The organism is Metapseudomonas resinovorans (assembly GCF_002003485.1).
In the GTDB taxonomy this organism is placed as follows: domain Bacteria; phylum Pseudomonadota; class Gammaproteobacteria; order Pseudomonadales; family Pseudomonadaceae; genus Metapseudomonas; species Metapseudomonas resinovorans_D.
This window is the reverse complement of record NZ_BDMA01000006.1, coordinates 64,945-81,349: the sequence shown is the minus strand read 5'-3', so window position 1 is coordinate 81,349 and position 16,405 is coordinate 64,945. Positions and strand designations below refer to the sequence as shown.

Genomic DNA, 16,405 nt, shown 5'->3' with positions numbered 1-16,405 from the left:
TCCCCCGACAGGCGTTACCCATGTATCCCGGCTGAACACTGTGCGCACCGATACCAGGGTCCGCCTCGGCACCCCGTCAAACCGCCGGTGCGCACGGCGCACCCTACCCGAGCGGCTTCATCCTGCGTCCTCAATGGTTTCCCAAGTTCCAACGAACAAGGCCCGCCGGAGCGGGCCTTGCAGCGCATCAGCGTTTGGCTACGGCTTCTGCCTTCGGCAGCTTGAAGGTCCAGAGCATGCCGCCCTGGTTCAGGTCCTTGATGCGTTTGGCCACCTCGCCACCCCAGAGCGGCACCGCGCCACCCCAGCCGGACAGCACGGAGACGTACTGCTCACCGTCCATTTCCCAGGTGATGGGCGAACCGATCACGCCGGAACCGGTATTGAACTCATAGAGTTTCTTGCCGGACTTGGCGTCGAAGGCCATCAGGTAGCCCTCGGGGTTGCCGGTGAACACCAGGTTGCCCTTGGTCGCCAGCACTCCGCCCCAGAGCGGCGCATAGTTCTTGTAGCGCCAGACTTCCTTGCCGGACTTCGGATCGATGGCGCGCAGCACGCCGATGTAATCCTCGTTCAGCGGTTTGATGGTGAAACCGGCGCCCAGGTAGGCCGCCCCCTTCTTGTAGGAGATGTTCTCGTTCCACATGTCCATGCCCCACTCGTTGGAGGGCACGTAGAACAGGCCGGTGTCCTGGCTGTAGGCCATAGGCATCCAGTTCTTGCCACCGAGGAAGGACGGCGCGACGAACACCGAGCTGCCGTGCTTGCCATCGGTAGCCGGCGCGCCCGGACGCTTGGCGTCGTCGTAGATCGGACGGCCTTCCTTGTCCAGGCCCTTGGCCCAGGTCACGGTGTCGACGAAGGGGAAGCCACGGATGAACTTGCCGTTGGTGCGGTCCAGCACATAGAAGAAGCCGTTGCGGTCGGCGGTCGCAGCGGCCTTCACGGTCTTGCCGCCATCCTTGTAGTCGAAGGACACCAGTTCGTTGACGCCGTCGAAGTCCCAGCCATCGTGCGGCGTGGTCTGGAAGTGCCACTTGATGGAACCGTCTTCCGGATTCAGGGCCAGGCGCGAGGAGGAATACAGGTTGTCGCCCGGACGCAGGTGGGAGTTCCACGGCGAGGGGTTGCCGGTGCCGATCAGCAGGGTGTCGGTATCCGGGTCGTAGTAGCCGCCCAGCCAGGGCGCGGCACCGCCGGTCTTCCACAGGTCGCCGGGCCAGGTCTTGCCGGCTTCGCCGCCGGAGATGCCGCTCTCGACCTTCTTGCCGTCCTTGTAGACGTAGCCCATGTGGCCTTCCACGGTCGGACGGCTCCACAGCAGTTCGCCGTTCTTCGGGTTGTAGGCTTCGACCTTGCCCACCACGCCGAACTCGCCACCGGCCACGCCGGTGATCAGCTTGCCCTTCACCACCAGCGGTGCCGCGGAGATGGAGTAGCCGGCCTTGTAGTCGGCCACGGTCTTGCGCCAGACCACCTTGCCGGTGTCCTTGTTCAGGGCCACCAACTTGGCGTCGAGGGTGCCGAAGATCACCAGGTCGTCGTAGAGGGCCACGCCACGGTTGATCACGTCGCAGCAAGGCATGATGCCGTCGGGCAGGCGGGCATCGTATTGCCAGAGCTTCTTGCCAGTGCGCGCATCGACAGCGAAGACCCGCGAGTAGGAGCCGGTGACGTACATCACGCCATCTTTCACCAGCGGCTGGGCCTGCTGGCCACGCTGCTTCTCACCGCCGAAGGAAAGTGCCCAAACCGGGCGCAGCTGCTGCACGTTGTCGCTGTTGAGTGCCTCCAGGGTGCTGTAGCGCTGGCCTTGCAGGCCCAGGCCGTTGGTCACCACCTGGTCGGTGGATTTGGCGTCATCGAGGATTTCCTGGTCGGTGACACCGGCCAGCGCCAGGCTACTGGGCAGCACCAGCGCGACGCCGAGCAGCGTCCGGGCAAAAGGCGGTTTGAGTGTGGCGAGCTTCATTGACGGCTACCTCTGCGGGCTTGTTGTTGTGATCCGGAAAAATTTCCCGGTCTGCCGCAAATTCTTGGTTTGCCGCGCCAGGCCAACAATTGGACGCAGTGCGGATTTTCCTACTCCGTTGGTAGCAATACCGACAATCCCTCGCATACTTCAGCTGCCGATTGTGCTGCGGCGTCTACCACTGGCAGACTGCCGCCCCTGCTTTGCACTCCAATACCCCGGGACCTATGCAAGTCTTCAGTGATCGTCAACTGCTCCTGGCCAGCTGGGCCATCGTTCTCCTCGGCCTGCTGCTGGTACTGCCCTTCCGGCTCCTGCCTTCCCTGCTGTCGGGGTTGCTGGTCTATGAACTGGTCATCAGCCTGGCGCCGCGCCTGCAGCCCGTGATTCCCGGCGGCCGGCGCGCGCGTTGGCTAGCGGTAGCGTTGCTGGGCACCCTGGTGGTGAGCCTGTTGTCACTGTTCTTCGTATGGATCGCCGGCGTGGTGACGCAGGAAGTGCGCAACCCCGGCCAGTTGCTGGAGAAGTTCATCACCCTCACCGAACAGGCCCGGGCACAACTGCCAGCGTCCGTCGAGAACTATCTGCCAGCCAGCGCCGACGACCTGCGCCGCGAACTGATGGATTGGCTGCGCGCTCATGTCGGGCAGCTGCAACTGCTGGGCAAAGGCGCGGCGCATACCTTCGTGACCATGCTGATCGGCATGATCCTCGGCGCCATCATCGCGCTGCAGCCCATCCCCAATTTCGAGACCTTGCGTCCGCTCAGCCGCCTGCTGCTGGAGCGCATGGCCCTGCTGGTCACCGCGTTCCGCAACATCGTCTTCGCGCAGATCAAGATCTCCCTGGTCAACACCACCCTCACCGGCATCTTCCTGGCGGTAGTGCTGCCGCTAATGGACATCCAAATGCCACTGACCAAGGTCCTGATCCTGCTGACCTTCCTGCTTGGCCTCTTGCCGGTGATCGGCAACCTGATGTCCAACACGCTGATCTTCATCGCCGGCTTCTCGGTATCGCTCTGGGTGGCGGTCGGCGCGCTGGGCTACCTGATCGCCATCCACAAGCTGGAATACTTCCTCAACGCCCGCATCGTCGGCGGCCAGATCAGCGCCAGGGCTTGGGAACTGCTGCTGGCCATGCTCGCGTTCGAGGCGATCTTTGGCTTGCAGGGGCTGGTGGCGGCGCCGATCTATTACGCCTACCTGAAGAGCGAGTTGAAGCACGCGGAGCTGGTCTAACCCCCGCCCGAACTCGACCGTAGGGTGCGCTGCGCGCACCGAAACCCTGGCGCAAGATTGCCGGTGCGCACGGCGCACCCTACGAATGGAAGCCTGCGCGGGTTCATCGGTGCGCATGGCGCACCCTACGTGGAGCTGGTCTAACCCCCGCCCGAACTCGACCGTAGGGTGCGCTGCGCGCACCGAAACCCTTGCGCAAGATTGCCGGTGCGCACGGCGCACCCTACGAGTGGAAGCGACTGCGCGGGCTCATCGGTGCGCATGGCGCACCCTACGTGGAGCTGGTCTAACCCCCGCCCGAACTCGACTGTAGGGTGCGCTGCGCGCACCGAAACCCTTGCGCAAGATTGCCGGTGCGCACGGCGCGCCCTACGAATGGAAGCCTGCGCGGGTTCATCGGTGCGCATGGCGCACCCTACGCGGAGCTGGTCTAACCCCCGCCCGAACTCGACCGTAGGGTGCGCTGCGCGCACCGGAACCCTTGCGCAAAATTGCCGGTGCGCACGGCGCACCCTACGAATGGAAGCCTGCGCCGGTTCACCAGCTTCGTTCATTCCGTTGGGTTATCCACCCTCGGCATTCGCGCCAATTCGTACTTCGGGTACAGGTGGCTGACGGTGCGGATCAGCTCGTAGCGGCTCAGGTTTACTAACGCAAAACGCTGGGGGATGGGTGTGCGAATCACCTCGTTCATCTCCTCGCCCTTCCCCGCCGCCTCTTTCAGCACCCCATCCAGCCAGCCCAGGTAGTCGCGCATCTGCGCGAACGGCGCCTTGTCCTCGCTGATAGGACCGTGGCCAGGTACCAGGACTTTCCAGGGCTGCGCCTCCAGCGTGTCGATATCCGCCTGCCAGGCCTCCAGACCGGGGCTGTTGGGCGTGGTCAGGGCGCGCTGGTAAAACAACAGGTCGCCGGCGAAGAGCACGCCGGTGCGTTCATCCAGCACGGCGAGGTCGGCGCCGGTGTGACCCTGCAAGGCCAGCAATCTCAATCGGTGACCGCCGACCTCACGCTCGCCGGGCTCCAGCGTTTCGGTCGGCAGGACAACCTCGGTGCCGCGCATCCAGTCGCCGACCAGGCGGTACATGTTCTCCGCCATGCCGTTGCCCTGCTCGTCCAGAAGCTTGCGGGTACCGGCCAGCGCGGCGATGGGCACATCGGTGAACGCCTGGTTGCCCAGCACATGGTCCGGGTGATGGTGGGTCAGGAGCACCAGGGCCACGGGCCGGTCGGTTACCTGCTTGATCGCGCGGCGCATGGCCTCGCCATAGGCCTTCGACGGCCCGGTGTCGATCACCACGACACCCGCGTCGGTAACGATAAAGCCGGTGTTGACGATGTTGCCGCCGTTGGCCTTGTCGAAATTGTCGGTGCTGCCTTCCAGCAGCCAGGTCCCCTCGGCGATCTGTCTGGGGCTGAGTGCGTAGTCCTGCTCGGCCTGGGCGGCGATGGCGACGCAGGCCAGTAATAGGGCGATCAGGCGCATGGTCCCTCCTTAGAAACTGGCCTCGAATTCGTTGCCGTTGTTGTCGCGCAACCACAGCCTGGCTTCCTCGTTGCCCTGCACTTCCAGGCTGATGGTGGGGTTCTCGCTCACCGCCGGGAACAGTTCGAGGCTGGCCAGTACCTGGCCGCCGGCGTCACGCAGTTCAGCCTGGTTGAGGAAGAACTCGGGGATGCCGCCGACCAGGCCGTTGTCCATGGGGTGTTCGATGCGCATGCGCAGGCGGTTGCTGTCTCCATGGGAGAAGCGGCCGCCGTGGACCTGGCCCAGGCGATCCTCCCAGCCGGCCTGGGCGCGCACCACACTGGGTGCGGTGCAGCCACCGCCCGCCGCATCGACGCGGGTGGAGCCGATATGCCAGAGGCCGTCGCGGGTCAGCACGGCGGCGCGGATGGGCGTGGCCTGCTCGACGCGGATGCGGATGGCCAGCACCGGCGCCACCCGCTCGCCGGGCTGGAAGATGAATATCTGCGGAATCGGGTTGAGCTCGGCCCAGGCCATGATCTTCACCACCTGACCTGCATAGGCGCTGGCGTCCACCTGGATCGGCACCTGGCGCGAATCCTCGGCAAACGGCGGTGCGACCAGCACCACCTTGGGGTCGTGGACGAAGGGCTGGCCAGCAAGAATCCGCTGGTGGAAGTAGTCCCACATGACCGATTCGACCGGGTCCTGGCCAGCGCCCAGCAACGGCGCGCTGGCCCCGAGTAATCCCAACAGCAGCAACGAACGCCTGTGCATCCCGCACCTCCGGCTATTGAACGTCCTGATAGAGCCCCGGCAACTCGTAGCGCAGGCCGTAGGCGGCGTAGAGCTTTTCCATGCGGCCGTCACGCACCATGCCGTCGAGGGCTTCTTCCACGGCGTTGGCGAGCTGGCGATTGCTCTCGTGCACCGCCATGCCGATGTCCCATTCGGGCTGGCCGAGGTTGGGATAGGTGTTGTCGGCATTGAGAATCTGCGGGTCGTGAGCCTGATGTTCCAGCCAGTCCAGCTCCCCGCGCAGGGCCATCACCGCATCCACCTCGCCCTTGCGCATGCCTTCGAAGGCAGCCGCCGGCCCCGGATAGTGGTGGGTATTGCGCGACAGGCGCCCGGCGAATACCGAGGTGAGGTAGAAGGACGGCACGCTTTCCAGCTCCACGCCGATGGGATGGAACTGGAACACCCCGATGCTCGGCACCTCGGGCAGGCGCCGGCTGTCGTAGGCGACCTGCCAGCGCTCGCGCTGATAGGGGCCGAACATCACCACCTGCTCGTTGGCCAACTCGCCCACGTCATTGCGTTTCTGCGAGTAGTCGCGGTCGTAAGGCACCCGCAGCATCACATCGGCGAGCACGCCGGGGCGCATGTAGTGCCCCTTCCAGATGAAGTTGCGCAGGTCGTCGTCAAGCCGCTCTCCCGGCGTGACCCAGAGCAGTTCCAGCTTCAGCCCGAGCCCCTCGGCCAGGGCGTTAGCAAGGTCTATATCCACCCCGCGTGCCTGGCCGCCTTCCTTGAAGCTGTAGGGCGCGAAGTTCTCGTAGACGGCTACCCGCAGCACACCCGAGTCGACGATATCGTCATAGGGGCGCACCTGTGCCTGCACCAGGGGCAGGCACAGCAGCCAGCACAACAGGACCAGCAGGCGCATGGCGATCACTCGTCCACGTGTACGCTTTCCAGGTAGGTGCGGATGGCCCAGAGCGCTTCCTGACTGAGGAAGTCGGCCATCTTCGGCATGTACACCGCGCCGTCGCGCACTGCGCCATTGATCACGCGCTCCTTGAACCACTCATCGCCGCTGGCGTCGGTTTCCAGGAAGCGCAGGTCGGGCGCGATACCACCGGACTTGGCTTCCAGGCCATGACAGCGCGCGCAGTTCTGGTTGTAGGCGGAGGAACCGATCTCAACCGCCAGGTCATGCTGGGCATAGGGCGCGCGGTACGGGTTCTCTTCGCGCCACTCCTTGCCCAACTGCTCCAGGCCTTCGGTGTTCACTGCCTGGGGCACCACGTCGCCGTGGGCCAGGACGATTCCGCTGAGGGTCAGACCGGCCAGGAATGCGAGGCCGCGCAGTGCGCTGTTCTTGTTCATCACGTACATCCTCATTAGCTGTGCAAGGCGGCGCCCCGGTGGGAGCGCTGTGAGGAAATGGTAAGAAGCCCCCGCCAACACCCCCATCCTGCTTTGGTGGCCTGGCCCTACTCCCTTGGTAGTAATGCGGGTGGAGGCAAACGAAAGGCCCGCAGGCGGCAACGCAAACGTGCACGCGCGAGCGTGCCGGCGAACAGCGGGGAGCCATTCGCCAGCGAGCGAGTCGTGTGAAAGCGGGAGAGATCAGGCTATTCAGTTGGCTCTGGAGTACAGCGCCAAGGGGGGAAGGTTCTGGCCCGCCGGGTGAAGGCCATGGCCAGCCGGATCGCTGGAGGCCCTGGCGAGTTCAAACTCGAGCACGCAGCAGAGCACGAGTAGCGGAAACAGAAGATGCTTGATGACGAGCATGGCGGAATCCTCTTGAAGGTTCCTGTGTCCGTCATGCTAGGTCCCAGCCCCCTGGCTGACCTTGCTACCTTGGTATCGACTGGGTAATACCTTCGTGGCGATCACTTCCGCCGTACCTGGCGGAAGCCTCTTGCGGAGACAGCGGCAGGTGCCGGAGAGGAAGGCAAGATGAGTGCCCTACCGGCACTCGGCCAACCGTAGGGTGCGCCGCGCGCACCAATTCTCTTCCGCGCCGTGCTCACTCTCGCCGAGGCGGCGCTTCAATCTTCCAGCCAAATGACCGGCAACACCGAGGCGCTGCCCTGGTGGTGTAAGCCGGATGGGCCGACGCGGTCGAAGCCGAGCAGGCTGAGGATCAGCAGCAAGGGCAACAGCAAGTGCTTGAGGATGCGCATGGGCGGCTTCCTTCTGGTTTTTGTTTGGTCATCCTAGGGCCTGGTCGCCGCCCGCCTTCTACTACCTTGGTACCGCCCGACCGGTACTTTCTTCATATTTCCCAGACCCTGCCCCCTTCCTATGCTGGCTCCACGTTCAGAGGAGCCATGAAATGCGCCATTACCTGCTCCACGGCCTAACCTACTTGCTGGCGCTGACCAGCGCCGCCCTGGTCGCGACACATGTCCACGCTGAAGACGACGGCCTGGAGGTGCGCATCGGTTATCTGGCCTGGGAGCCCGCGCGCGGCCCGCTGCTGTCCAATGTGATTCCCGAACCGGAAGATGCCGGCCTGCGCGGCGCCGAACTCGCCATCATCGACAGCAACAGCACCGGCCGCTTCCTCAAGCAGAGCTATGCGCTGAGCGCCGTGCGCACCGGCACGCCCGAGGCGTTGCTGACCCAGGCGCGGGCACTGCATGAACAGGGCCTGCGCCTGTTCGTGGTCAACGTCCCGGCGAAGGAGCTGCTGCAACTGGCCGATGCCCTCCCGGACAGCCTGCTGTTCAACGCCGGCAGCGCCAGCGACGAACTGAGGGGCGAACAGTGTCGCGGCAACCTGCTGCACAGCCTGCCCAACCGCGCGATGCTGGCCGATGCCCTGGCGCAATTCCTCGCCTCCCGCCGCTGGCAGCGCTGGATGCTGGTGACCGGCGAGACGCTGGACGACTTGGCCTACGCCGCTGCCCTGCGCCGCGCCGCCGGACGCTTTGGCGCGAAGATCGTCGAAGAGAAACCCTGGACCTTCGATAACGATCAGCGCCGCAGCGCCCAGGCGGAGATGCCGCTGTTCACCCAGGCCAGCGAGTACGACGTGGTGCTGGTGGCAGATGAGCGCGGCGATTTCGGCGAGTACCTGCCCTACAACACCTGGTACCCGCGCCCGGTGGCCGGCACCCAGGGGCTGACGCCCACCGGCTGGCACAAGACAGTGGAAACCTACGGCGCCGCACAGTTGCAGAAACGCTTTGAAGCCCTCGCCGGGCGCTGGATGAACGACCGCGATTTCGCCGCTTGGATCGCCGTGCGAAGCATCGCCAGCGCCGTGACCCGCCTGAAGAACGCTGACGCTCAAACCATCCGCACGCTGGCCCTGTCCGCCGACCTGCCGCTGGATGGGTTCAAGGGCCGCAAGCTGAGCTACCGCGACTGGGACGGCCAGTTGCGCCAGCCCATTCCCCTGGTGCATCCCCGCGCCCTGGTCAGCACCTCGCCCCAGGAGGGTTTCCTGCACCCGGTCAGCGAGCTGGACAGTCTCGGCTTCGACCGTCCCGAAAGCACCTGCCGCCAGTTCGCCGCAGCGCACTGACCACAACAAGAAGGAAATTCGCCATGCCCGCTCCCCTTGCCGCTGCCATCGGCTCAGCCTTGCTGCTCTTCGCTGGCCAGGCCCTGGCCGCCACCGCTTACGTGTCCAATGAAAAGGACAACAACATCAGTGTCATCGACCTGGATAGCCTGGAGGTCACCGGGAGCCTGGAGGTCGGTAAGCGCCCCCGCGGCCTGCTGCTGTCCAGCGACAACAGGCTGCTGTACATCTGCGCCAGCGATTCCGACACGGTGCAGGTAATGGACCTCGCCACCCGCAAGATCATCAAGGAGCTTCCCTCCGGCGCCGACCCCGAGCAGTTCGCCCTGCACCCCAATGACCGCTGGCTGTACATCTCCAACGAAGACGACGCCCTGGTGACCGTGGTCGACACCCAGAGCGATCAGGTACTGGCGCAGATCGACGTGGGCGTGGAGCCCGAAGGCATGGCGGTGAGCCCGGATGGCCAATGGGCGATCAACACCAGCGAAACCACCAACATGCTGCACTGGATCGACACCTCCACCCAGCAACTGGTGGACAACACCCTGGTGGACCAGCGCCCGCGCCATGTGGAGTTCACCCAAGACGGCAAGCAGCTCTGGGCCTCGGCCGAAATTGGAGGCACGGTCTCGGTGGTGGACGTCGCCAGCCGCCAGGTGCAGAAGGTGCTCAAGTTCCAGATCAAGGGCGTGCATCCGGACAAGGTGCAGCCGGTGGGGGTGAAGCTGACTCGCGACGGCAAGTACGCCTTCGTCGCGCTGGGGCCCGCCAACCACGTCGCGGTGGTCGATACCAGCACTTATGAAATCCTCGACTACCTGCTGGTGGGACGCCGCGTCTGGCACCTGGCGTTCACCCCGGACGAGAAGCGCCTGCTGGCCACCAATGGCATCAGCGGCGATGTCTCGGTGATCGATGTCGACAGCCTGAAGGTGACCAAGTCGATCAAGGTCGGCCGTTACCCCTGGGGCGTGGTGGTGACCCCGTGAACGCACTCGATCTGATTGACCTGTCGTTTGCCTACGGTCCGCGCCGCGCCCTGGACAGGGTCGGCTTCCACCTGGAATCAGGCAGCTTCACCGCCCTGCTCGGCCCCAATGGCGCGGGCAAATCCACCCTGGTCGCACTGCTCACCCGGCTCTACGACCTGCGCCAGGGCGAGATTCGCGTCTGCGGCTTCTCCTTGCGCCAGGAGCCGCGCAAGGCCCTTGCACAACTTGGGGTGGTGTTCCAGCAGAGCACGCTGGACCTGGACCTCAGTGTTGAACAGAACCTGCGTTACCACGCTGCGCTCCATGGCTTGCCCGGCAAGGTGGCCACGCAGCGCATTGAGCGGGAGCTGGAACGCCAGCAATTGGGATCGCGTCGGAACGACAGTGTGCGCCTGCTCAATGGAGGACACCGGCGGCGGGTGGAGATCGCCCGCGCGCTGCTCCACGAGCCACGCCTGCTATTGCTGGACGAGGCCAGCGCCGGCCTCGATCCGGCCAGCCGCGACGCGCTCAACAAGCATGTTCGACAGCTCTGTCGGGAACAGGACGTTACCGTGCTCTGGACCACCCACCTGCTGGACGAGGTGCGGCCCGAGGACCGGCTGCTGATACTCAACCAGGGACGGATCATCGCCAACGATCACGCCGCCAGCCTGGGCGCGCAGCAGGAAGGCGGCCTGGCCGCAGCGTTCGAGCGGCTGACGGCATGTGCATGAACAGGCGCCCAATCGGTGCGCGCGGCGCACCCTACGCGAAGAACTTGACCGTAGGGTGCGCCATGCGCACCGAATCCGCGCGACGTGGCAGCACGTGCATTACACAAGCCTTTGCGGTGCGCGCAGCGCACCCTACCTATCCTCGGAGGCGTAACGATGTTCGCTCCCTACTGGCATTGCCTGCGCGGCATCCTGCTGCGTGAGTGGCTGCGTTTCGTGCTGCAGCGCACCCGTTTTCTCAGCGCCCTGGTGCGCCCATTGCTGTGGCTTCTGGTGTTCGCCGCCGGCTTCCGCGCGGCCCTGGGCATCGCCATCATCGAGCCCTACGACACCTACATCACCTACGAGACCTACATAGTCCCGGGCCTGGCCTGCATGATCCTGCTGTTCAACGGCATGCAGGGTTCGCTGTCGATGGTCTACGACCGCGAGATGGGCAGCATGCGCCTGCTGCTCACCAGCCCCCTGCCCCGTCCATTCCTCCTGGCGTCCCGCTTGCTGGCCACATCGCTGGTATCGCTGCTGCAGGTCTATGCGTTCCTCGCCATCGCCTGGCTCTACGGTGTGCAGCCGCCGGCCTTCGGGCTGCTCGCCGCCTTGCCGGCACTGCTGCTGGCAGCGTTGCTGCTCAGCGCCCTGGGGCTGCTGCTCTCAAACGGTATTCGCCAGCTGGAAAACTTCGCCGGAGTGATGAATTTCGTGATCTTTCCGCTGTTCTTCCTGTCGTCGGCGCTCTATCCGCTCTGGAAGATGCGCGAGGCCAGCGAATGGCTGTACTGGCTCTGCGCACTCAACCCCTTCAGTCACGCGGTCGAGATGGTGCGCTTCGCCCTCTACGAGCGCTTCAACCCATTGGCGGTTGCCATCTGCCTGGCCCTGACGCTGGCCTTCGCCATGGCCGCGCTGCTGAGTTTCAACCCGCAGCATGCGGCCTTGCGCAGGGCCGGTTAGCTGCACCACCAGGGAGCACTGTAACGCTCGGGAAACACTGGAGTTTTCGTTGTGTCCCGTGGGAATGAAATGCACTTCCTTAGTCTTAAAGAGACTGAGCAAGCGCACGATGGCTGATTGACAGTACCCCCTATTCGTAACAGGATGTTTCAACGAAACTGGAAAGCGATACAGAAACGTCCTGCTGTCTCATTCAGTCATTGAGAGTGGCCTGCGGGAAGCGAGGCCAGCCTTGGGACGTGCCGCGCGAAAGCTCCCTGCTCATTCCATGTACTTTCGTTCTTCCGGGCCTCGGCGGCCGGGAGCCTTGCCTCTGCATCCAGTTCCTGCGCAGGGGCCCTTCCAGGGGCGCCACTATTGAGGAGGGGTAGATGTACCTCCCACGAGATGTGTCCAGGGCACGACTCAGGGAAGCAGAAAATGCTCGAAGGAACTTCGCAGAACTGGCGAGTGCCCTCGCCAAGGGTGAAGTCACACGACGTGATTTCATCAAATGGGGTCTGGCCACCTCCAGCGGACTGCTGCTTCCAGTCCACGGACTGAGCCCCTTCACCAGCAGCGCCTACGCCGATTCATTCGATATCCCCACGGGTCTGCCACCCAGCCCGTTGTTCGGTGTCCAGGCATTCACCCAACCCATGCCGCGCTTCGACGTGCTGCCACGCAAGCCCTTCACACCGAACACCGGTGTGATGAACCCGATCCCATCCAGACCGGGCGTGCCCGGGCCGGACCCCATGGTGCAGGCGAACACGACGCAGCGCCCGGTGCCGGCGGTGCTGGGTGGTGGCTACGGCCCCATCGAAGGGCGACCGCCGGGACCGATCTGGGCTCACCAGCAATGGGATACTTTCCCGCCCAGGTTCATCGTCGAAGTCACCCAGGAAGGCGCCAAGGTCAACAAGAACTACAACCCCGGGGTGCCGTCGAACCTCAATTCGGGCATCGATCCAGCGCGGGACCTGCGCCCGGCATTCCACCCTGGCCTGCCTGACCAGGGACCGCTGGCGATGTGGACCTTCAACGGCACCCTGCCGCCCAAGCTGCTGATCGGCCGTTACCACGACTCCATCATCTTCCGACACCACAACCGCTTGCCGGAGGACCCGGCCGCCAACGGCGGATTCGGCATCCACACCATCAGCACCCACGAGCACAACGGCCACCACGGTGCCGAAAACGACGGATTCACCGGGGCCTACTTTTTCCCCGGCCAGTTCTACGACTACCACTACCCCATCTGTCACGGCGGCTACTTCAGCATCAACAAGGATGGGACGGACCCCCGTTGCGGCGCTCCCAGCGATGGCGGAGGCATCGTTCCGTATCCGGGCGACTACCGGGAGACCATGAGCACCCACTGGTTCCATGACCACATGTTCAGCTTCACCTCGCAGAACGTGTACAAGGGCAACGCCGGGATGTTCAACCTCTACAGCTCCCTGGACCGCGGCAACGAGGAGATGAACGACGGGGTGAACCTGCGCCTGCCCAGCGGCTCGGCCAAGTCCTTCGGCAACCTGGACTACGACGTGAACCTGATGCTCGCCGACAAGGCCTGGGACCAGGAAGGCCAACTGGCGATGGATATCTTCGACTTCGACGGTTTCCTCGGCGATGTGATGACGGTGAACCTGGTCTACAAGCCGTTCTTCGAGGTCGAGCGGCGCAAGTACCGCTTCCGCATCCTCAATGCGGCGGTTGCGCGGTTCTTCAAGCTGGCCCTGAGCGACGCCTCGCCGATGATCCAGATCGCCAATGACGGCAACCTGCTACCGACGCCCGTGGTGCTCAACACGCTGGACGAAATGGGCATCGCCGAGCGCTACGACATCGTCATCGACTTTAGGCGCTACAAGGTTGGCGACAAGGTGTGGTTCGTAAACCTCGCGGAACACGAAAATGGCCGACGGCCGAAAGAGGACCTGTCCCTGCGCGAGGCCTTGTCGGGCAATTCCAGCGATCCTTGCGTGGGCCGTTTCCTCGAGTTCCGCATTGTGCGCGACCCGGCGCGGCCCGATGTCAGCCAGGTACCGGACCAACTGATCCAGAACCCGGACTTGACCAGGATACCGGTAGCCGCCCAGCGCACCTTCGAGTTCGGCCGTGGCGCGAAGCAGAACAGCGCTGACCCGATCACCAGTTTCCTGGGCCCGTGGGGCATCAAGGTCGACGGGGTTACCACGCTGGCAGCGGACTTCGGTCGGGTTTCGGCCGGACCGCGCTTCGGCACCCGCGAGATCTGGACCTTGAGGAATGGTGGCGGCGGCTGGGATCACCCGATCCACATCCACTTCGAGGAGGGCCAGATCCTCGCCCGCGACGGCAAGGCGAGCAACGTGCCGGCCTGGGAACGCGGCCGCAAGGATGTCTATCGCCTGCACCCGGGAGGCAGCATCACGCTCACCATGCAGTTCCGTGACTTCGGCGGGATGTACATGGAGCACTGCCACAACACCACTCACGAAGACAACGCCATGCTACTGCGCTGGGAGATCGACGACGCCGGCGGCGCCTTCCTGCGACCGCTGCCCACGCCGATTCCGACGCCGCAGGGCGTCAGGTTCGTGGCGCCTGACGAAATCCTGCCCACCGCGTTCCGCTAGGAGGTCGTCATGGGCAGCTTGAAATGGTTGGTACTGCTGGCCGTCAGCGCGCTGACGGCCAGCGGAGTTGCGCTCGCTGCGCAGCCCTGGGGCCCCGGCTACTTCCCCGATGTGCCTCTGATTACCCAGGACGGCCAAACCGTGCACCTTTATCAGGATCTGCTGAAGGACAAGATGGTGGCGATCAACATGATCTTCACCTCCTGCCCGGACAGCTGTCCGCTCAGCACGGCTAACCTGGCCAGGGTGCAGCGGCAACTCGGGGACCAGGCCGCGAACATCCACTTCTACTCCATCACCGTCGACCCCGAAACCGACACGCCAGAGGTGCTAAAGGCCTATGCCGAGAAGTTCCACGCGGGGCCGAACTGGCTGTTCCTGACCGGCAAGCCGGAGGACATTCGCCTGGCGCAGCGGAAGCTGGGCCTGTGGTCCAGCACCGATGCCGAGGACCCGGACGCTCACCTGACCAGCCTGACTATAGGCAACGAACCCACCGGGCAGTGGATGCGCCAATCCACCCTGGACAACCCGAACTTCCTCGCGGCCAAGATCAGCACCTTTCTGCTGGGATGGCAGAACCAGCGCGGGGTGGCGGCCCAGAGCTATACGGACGTTCCGCCCATCGCCAATCCCGACGCCGGCCGCCTGCTATTCCGCAAGACCTGTGCGGCCTGCCACACCATCGGTAATGGCGAGGCGCTGGGACCCGATCTGCACGGGGTGACCACGCGACGTGACAAGGACTGGTTGCGGCGCTTCATCAAGGCCCCAGATCAGATGCTGGAGCAACGGGACCCGATTGCCGTGGAACTGTTCAGTCGCCACAACCAGGTGCGCATGCCCAACCTGCACCTGGGTGACGAGGATGTGGAGGCGCTGATCCACTATCTCGAACAACAAGGCGCGACCCCATCGGGGCAGTCGGAGTCGCCGCCGCCCCTTCCGCCGAGCAAGGGGAGCCTGGCGACCCCCTGAGGGTCGAGGAGGTACAGATGAACATCGATCGAAGGCATCTACCCGCCGCGCTGCTGACCTTCGCCGGCCTGGTGGCAGCCACCTCATCGGGCATCGCCAACGCCCTGCCGCGGTTCACGCGCCGTGCGGACCAGTTGTTGGTCCCCATCACCGGCACCGTGACTGCCGCCACCGAGGACATCAGCCTGAAGGGCACCGCACGCATCAGGAGCACCGGATTCAGCGACCCCGACTTCAATGGGCCGCCGGGGGCCATCCTGTTCATCGACTTCCTCAACGTGGTGGGGGCCGGACTGGCCAGCAAGACCCGCTTCTTCGCTCATGGCGAGAACCGCGTGGTGCGTGAACTGCGCCCGACCGACGTGGTGGAGTTGACCTTTCTCATCACGCCGGTCAACGCCAAGGCCACGGCGACCGCTATCCCCGTGCTGGCCACGTTCCAGCTAACCTTCAATGTCGACCAGGGCCAACTCACGGCCGCTACAGCGAGCTTCTCGACGCCTGACTTCTGACCTGCCGGTGGCCGCTGCCGGGCGCGGGCCGGCAGGGCCAACTACTACTTTGGTACCGGTTACCCCCTCTCAACGTCGAATTCCCAAAGCAGCGGCGCTGGCCTGTAATGGCTGCATAAAAAGAACAGAGCGTCCGCCATGAAGCGCCTACTCACCTGCCTTGCCTGCGTTGCCCTCGCGCTGCCCGCGATTGCCAGTGAAGCAGCCGACATCCCGCTGTTCTCCACGGACGGCTACCGCCTGACCCGCTACCGCAGCCCTACCCCAGCCAGCGCCGAATCCGCCCGCACCCTGGATACCGCCCAGCTCCAGGCCCAGTTGAAGGCACAGCCCGATACCCTGCTGGTGGACGTCTACCGCCGCCAGTGGCTGCAAGGGAACTTCATCGAAGACGAACCCCATGCCAACCTGCCTGGCAGCCTCTGGCTGGCCAACACTGGCGATGGCGAACTTAGTGCGGAATGGCTGGGTTACTTCAGCCGCCATCTGCGACAGGCCAGCCAGGGCCGCAGCGACCGCCCGCTGGTGTTCTACTGCCGTTCCGATTGCTGGCTGAGCTGGAACGCCGTGAAACGCGCTGCCGCGCTGGGCTACACCAACCTCTACTGGTACCGTGACGGCATCGATGCCTGGGAACAGGCCGGGCTTCCCTTGCAGCCCGCCCATCCCTTGCCATTCCCCTGACCCGGCAGGGTCGGACAT

The 16,405-nt window shown here is 64.5% G+C and carries 16 protein-coding genes; 9 read left to right on the top strand and 7 right to left on the bottom strand.

Going from position 1 to position 16,405, the window contains the following annotated elements; genetic code table 11:
- Nucleotides 1-187: 187 nt before the first annotated feature.
- The gene (locus MnOB_RS01930; protein WP_077521440.1) at nt 188-1,972 is read right to left on the bottom strand and encodes a methanol/ethanol family PQQ-dependent dehydrogenase; all 1,785 of its coding nucleotides are present in this window, start codon (nt 1,970-1,972) and stop codon (nt 188-190) included.
- Nucleotides 1,973-2,199: 227 nt separating this feature from the next.
- On the opposite strand from MnOB_RS01930, the gene MnOB_RS01925 reads away from it, so the two are divergent.
- Nucleotides 2,200-3,213 (top strand): AI-2E family transporter, encoded by a 1,014-nt coding sequence (locus MnOB_RS01925; RefSeq protein ID WP_077521438.1) that lies wholly within the window; start codon nt 2,200-2,202, stop codon nt 3,211-3,213.
- Between the two features lie 550 nt (nt 3,214-3,763).
- Here MnOB_RS01925 and MnOB_RS01920 read toward each other — a convergent pair.
- From MnOB_RS01920 to MnOB_RS29350, 6 genes are all read right to left on the bottom strand, one after another.
- Nucleotides 3,764-4,699, bottom strand: coding sequence for a quinoprotein relay system zinc metallohydrolase 1 (locus tag MnOB_RS01920; protein WP_077521436.1), 936 nt, complete (start codon nt 4,697-4,699; stop codon nt 3,764-3,766).
- Between the two features lie 9 nt (nt 4,700-4,708).
- Nucleotides 4,709-5,458: a quinoprotein dehydrogenase-associated SoxYZ-like carrier gene (locus tag MnOB_RS01915; protein WP_077521434.1), complete on the bottom strand. Its 750-nt coding sequence runs from the start codon at nt 5,456-5,458 to the stop codon at nt 4,709-4,711.
- Between the two features lie 13 nt (nt 5,459-5,471).
- Complete coding sequence (locus tag MnOB_RS01910) at nt 5,472-6,350, bottom strand: substrate-binding periplasmic protein (RefSeq protein ID WP_077521448.1); 879 nt, start codon at nt 6,348-6,350, stop codon at nt 5,472-5,474.
- 5 nt (nt 6,351-6,355) lie between these two features.
- Complete coding sequence (gene pedF, locus MnOB_RS01905; protein ID WP_077521432.1) at nt 6,356-6,793, bottom strand: cytochrome c-550 PedF; 438 nt, start codon at nt 6,791-6,793, stop codon at nt 6,356-6,358.
- Between the two features lie 252 nt (nt 6,794-7,045).
- Nucleotides 7,046-7,201 carry a hypothetical protein gene (locus MnOB_RS28730; protein ID WP_158713759.1) on the bottom strand — a complete coding sequence of 52 codons (156 nt, stop codon included), beginning with the start codon at nt 7,199-7,201 and terminating at the stop codon, nt 7,046-7,048.
- 260 nt (nt 7,202-7,461) lie between these two features.
- Nucleotides 7,462-7,596 carry a hypothetical protein gene (locus tag MnOB_RS29350; protein WP_265093675.1) on the bottom strand — a complete coding sequence of 45 codons (135 nt, stop codon included), beginning with the start codon at nt 7,594-7,596 and terminating at the stop codon, nt 7,462-7,464.
- Between the two features lie 152 nt (nt 7,597-7,748).
- On the opposite strand from MnOB_RS29350, the gene MnOB_RS01900 reads away from it, so the two are divergent.
- The 8 genes from MnOB_RS01900 (at nt 7,749) to MnOB_RS01865 (ending at nt 16,387) form a co-directional block, all read left to right on the top strand.
- A complete protein-coding gene (locus tag MnOB_RS01900) occupies nt 7,749-8,945 on the top strand; it encodes an ABC transporter substrate-binding protein (RefSeq protein WP_077521430.1) in 1,197 nt (398 codons plus the stop codon).
- A gap of 23 nt (nt 8,946-8,968) precedes the next feature.
- Nucleotides 8,969-9,937 (top strand): YVTN family beta-propeller repeat protein, encoded by a 969-nt coding sequence (locus MnOB_RS01895; RefSeq protein ID WP_077521428.1) that lies wholly within the window; start codon nt 8,969-8,971, stop codon nt 9,935-9,937.
- On the top strand, nt 9,934-10,656 hold the full coding sequence (locus MnOB_RS01890; RefSeq protein ID WP_077521426.1) for an ABC transporter ATP-binding protein: 723 nt from the start codon (nt 9,934-9,936) through the stop codon (nt 10,654-10,656). The genes MnOB_RS01895 and MnOB_RS01890 overlap by 4 nt, the downstream gene beginning before the upstream one ends.
- Before the next feature lie 156 nt (nt 10,657-10,812).
- Nucleotides 10,813-11,607 carry an ABC transporter permease gene (locus tag MnOB_RS01885; protein ID WP_077521424.1) on the top strand — a complete coding sequence of 265 codons (795 nt, stop codon included), beginning with the start codon at nt 10,813-10,815 and terminating at the stop codon, nt 11,605-11,607.
- A 371-nt stretch (nt 11,608-11,978) separates the two neighbouring features.
- A complete protein-coding gene (locus tag MnOB_RS01880) occupies nt 11,979-14,213 on the top strand; it encodes a multicopper oxidase family protein (RefSeq protein WP_077521422.1) in 2,235 nt (744 codons plus the stop codon).
- A 9-nt stretch (nt 14,214-14,222) separates the two neighbouring features.
- Entirely contained in the window at nt 14,223-15,191 is a 969-nt protein-coding gene (locus MnOB_RS01875; protein ID WP_077521420.1) for an SCO family protein, read from the top strand.
- A gap of 17 nt (nt 15,192-15,208) precedes the next feature.
- Nucleotides 15,209-15,703: a hypothetical protein gene (locus MnOB_RS01870; RefSeq protein WP_077521418.1), complete on the top strand. Its 495-nt coding sequence runs from the start codon at nt 15,209-15,211 to the stop codon at nt 15,701-15,703.
- Between the two features lie 138 nt (nt 15,704-15,841).
- Entirely contained in the window at nt 15,842-16,387 is a 546-nt protein-coding gene (locus MnOB_RS01865) for a PQQ-dependent catabolism-associated CXXCW motif protein (protein WP_077521415.1), read from the top strand.
- Nucleotides 16,388-16,405: the final 18 nt, after the last annotated feature.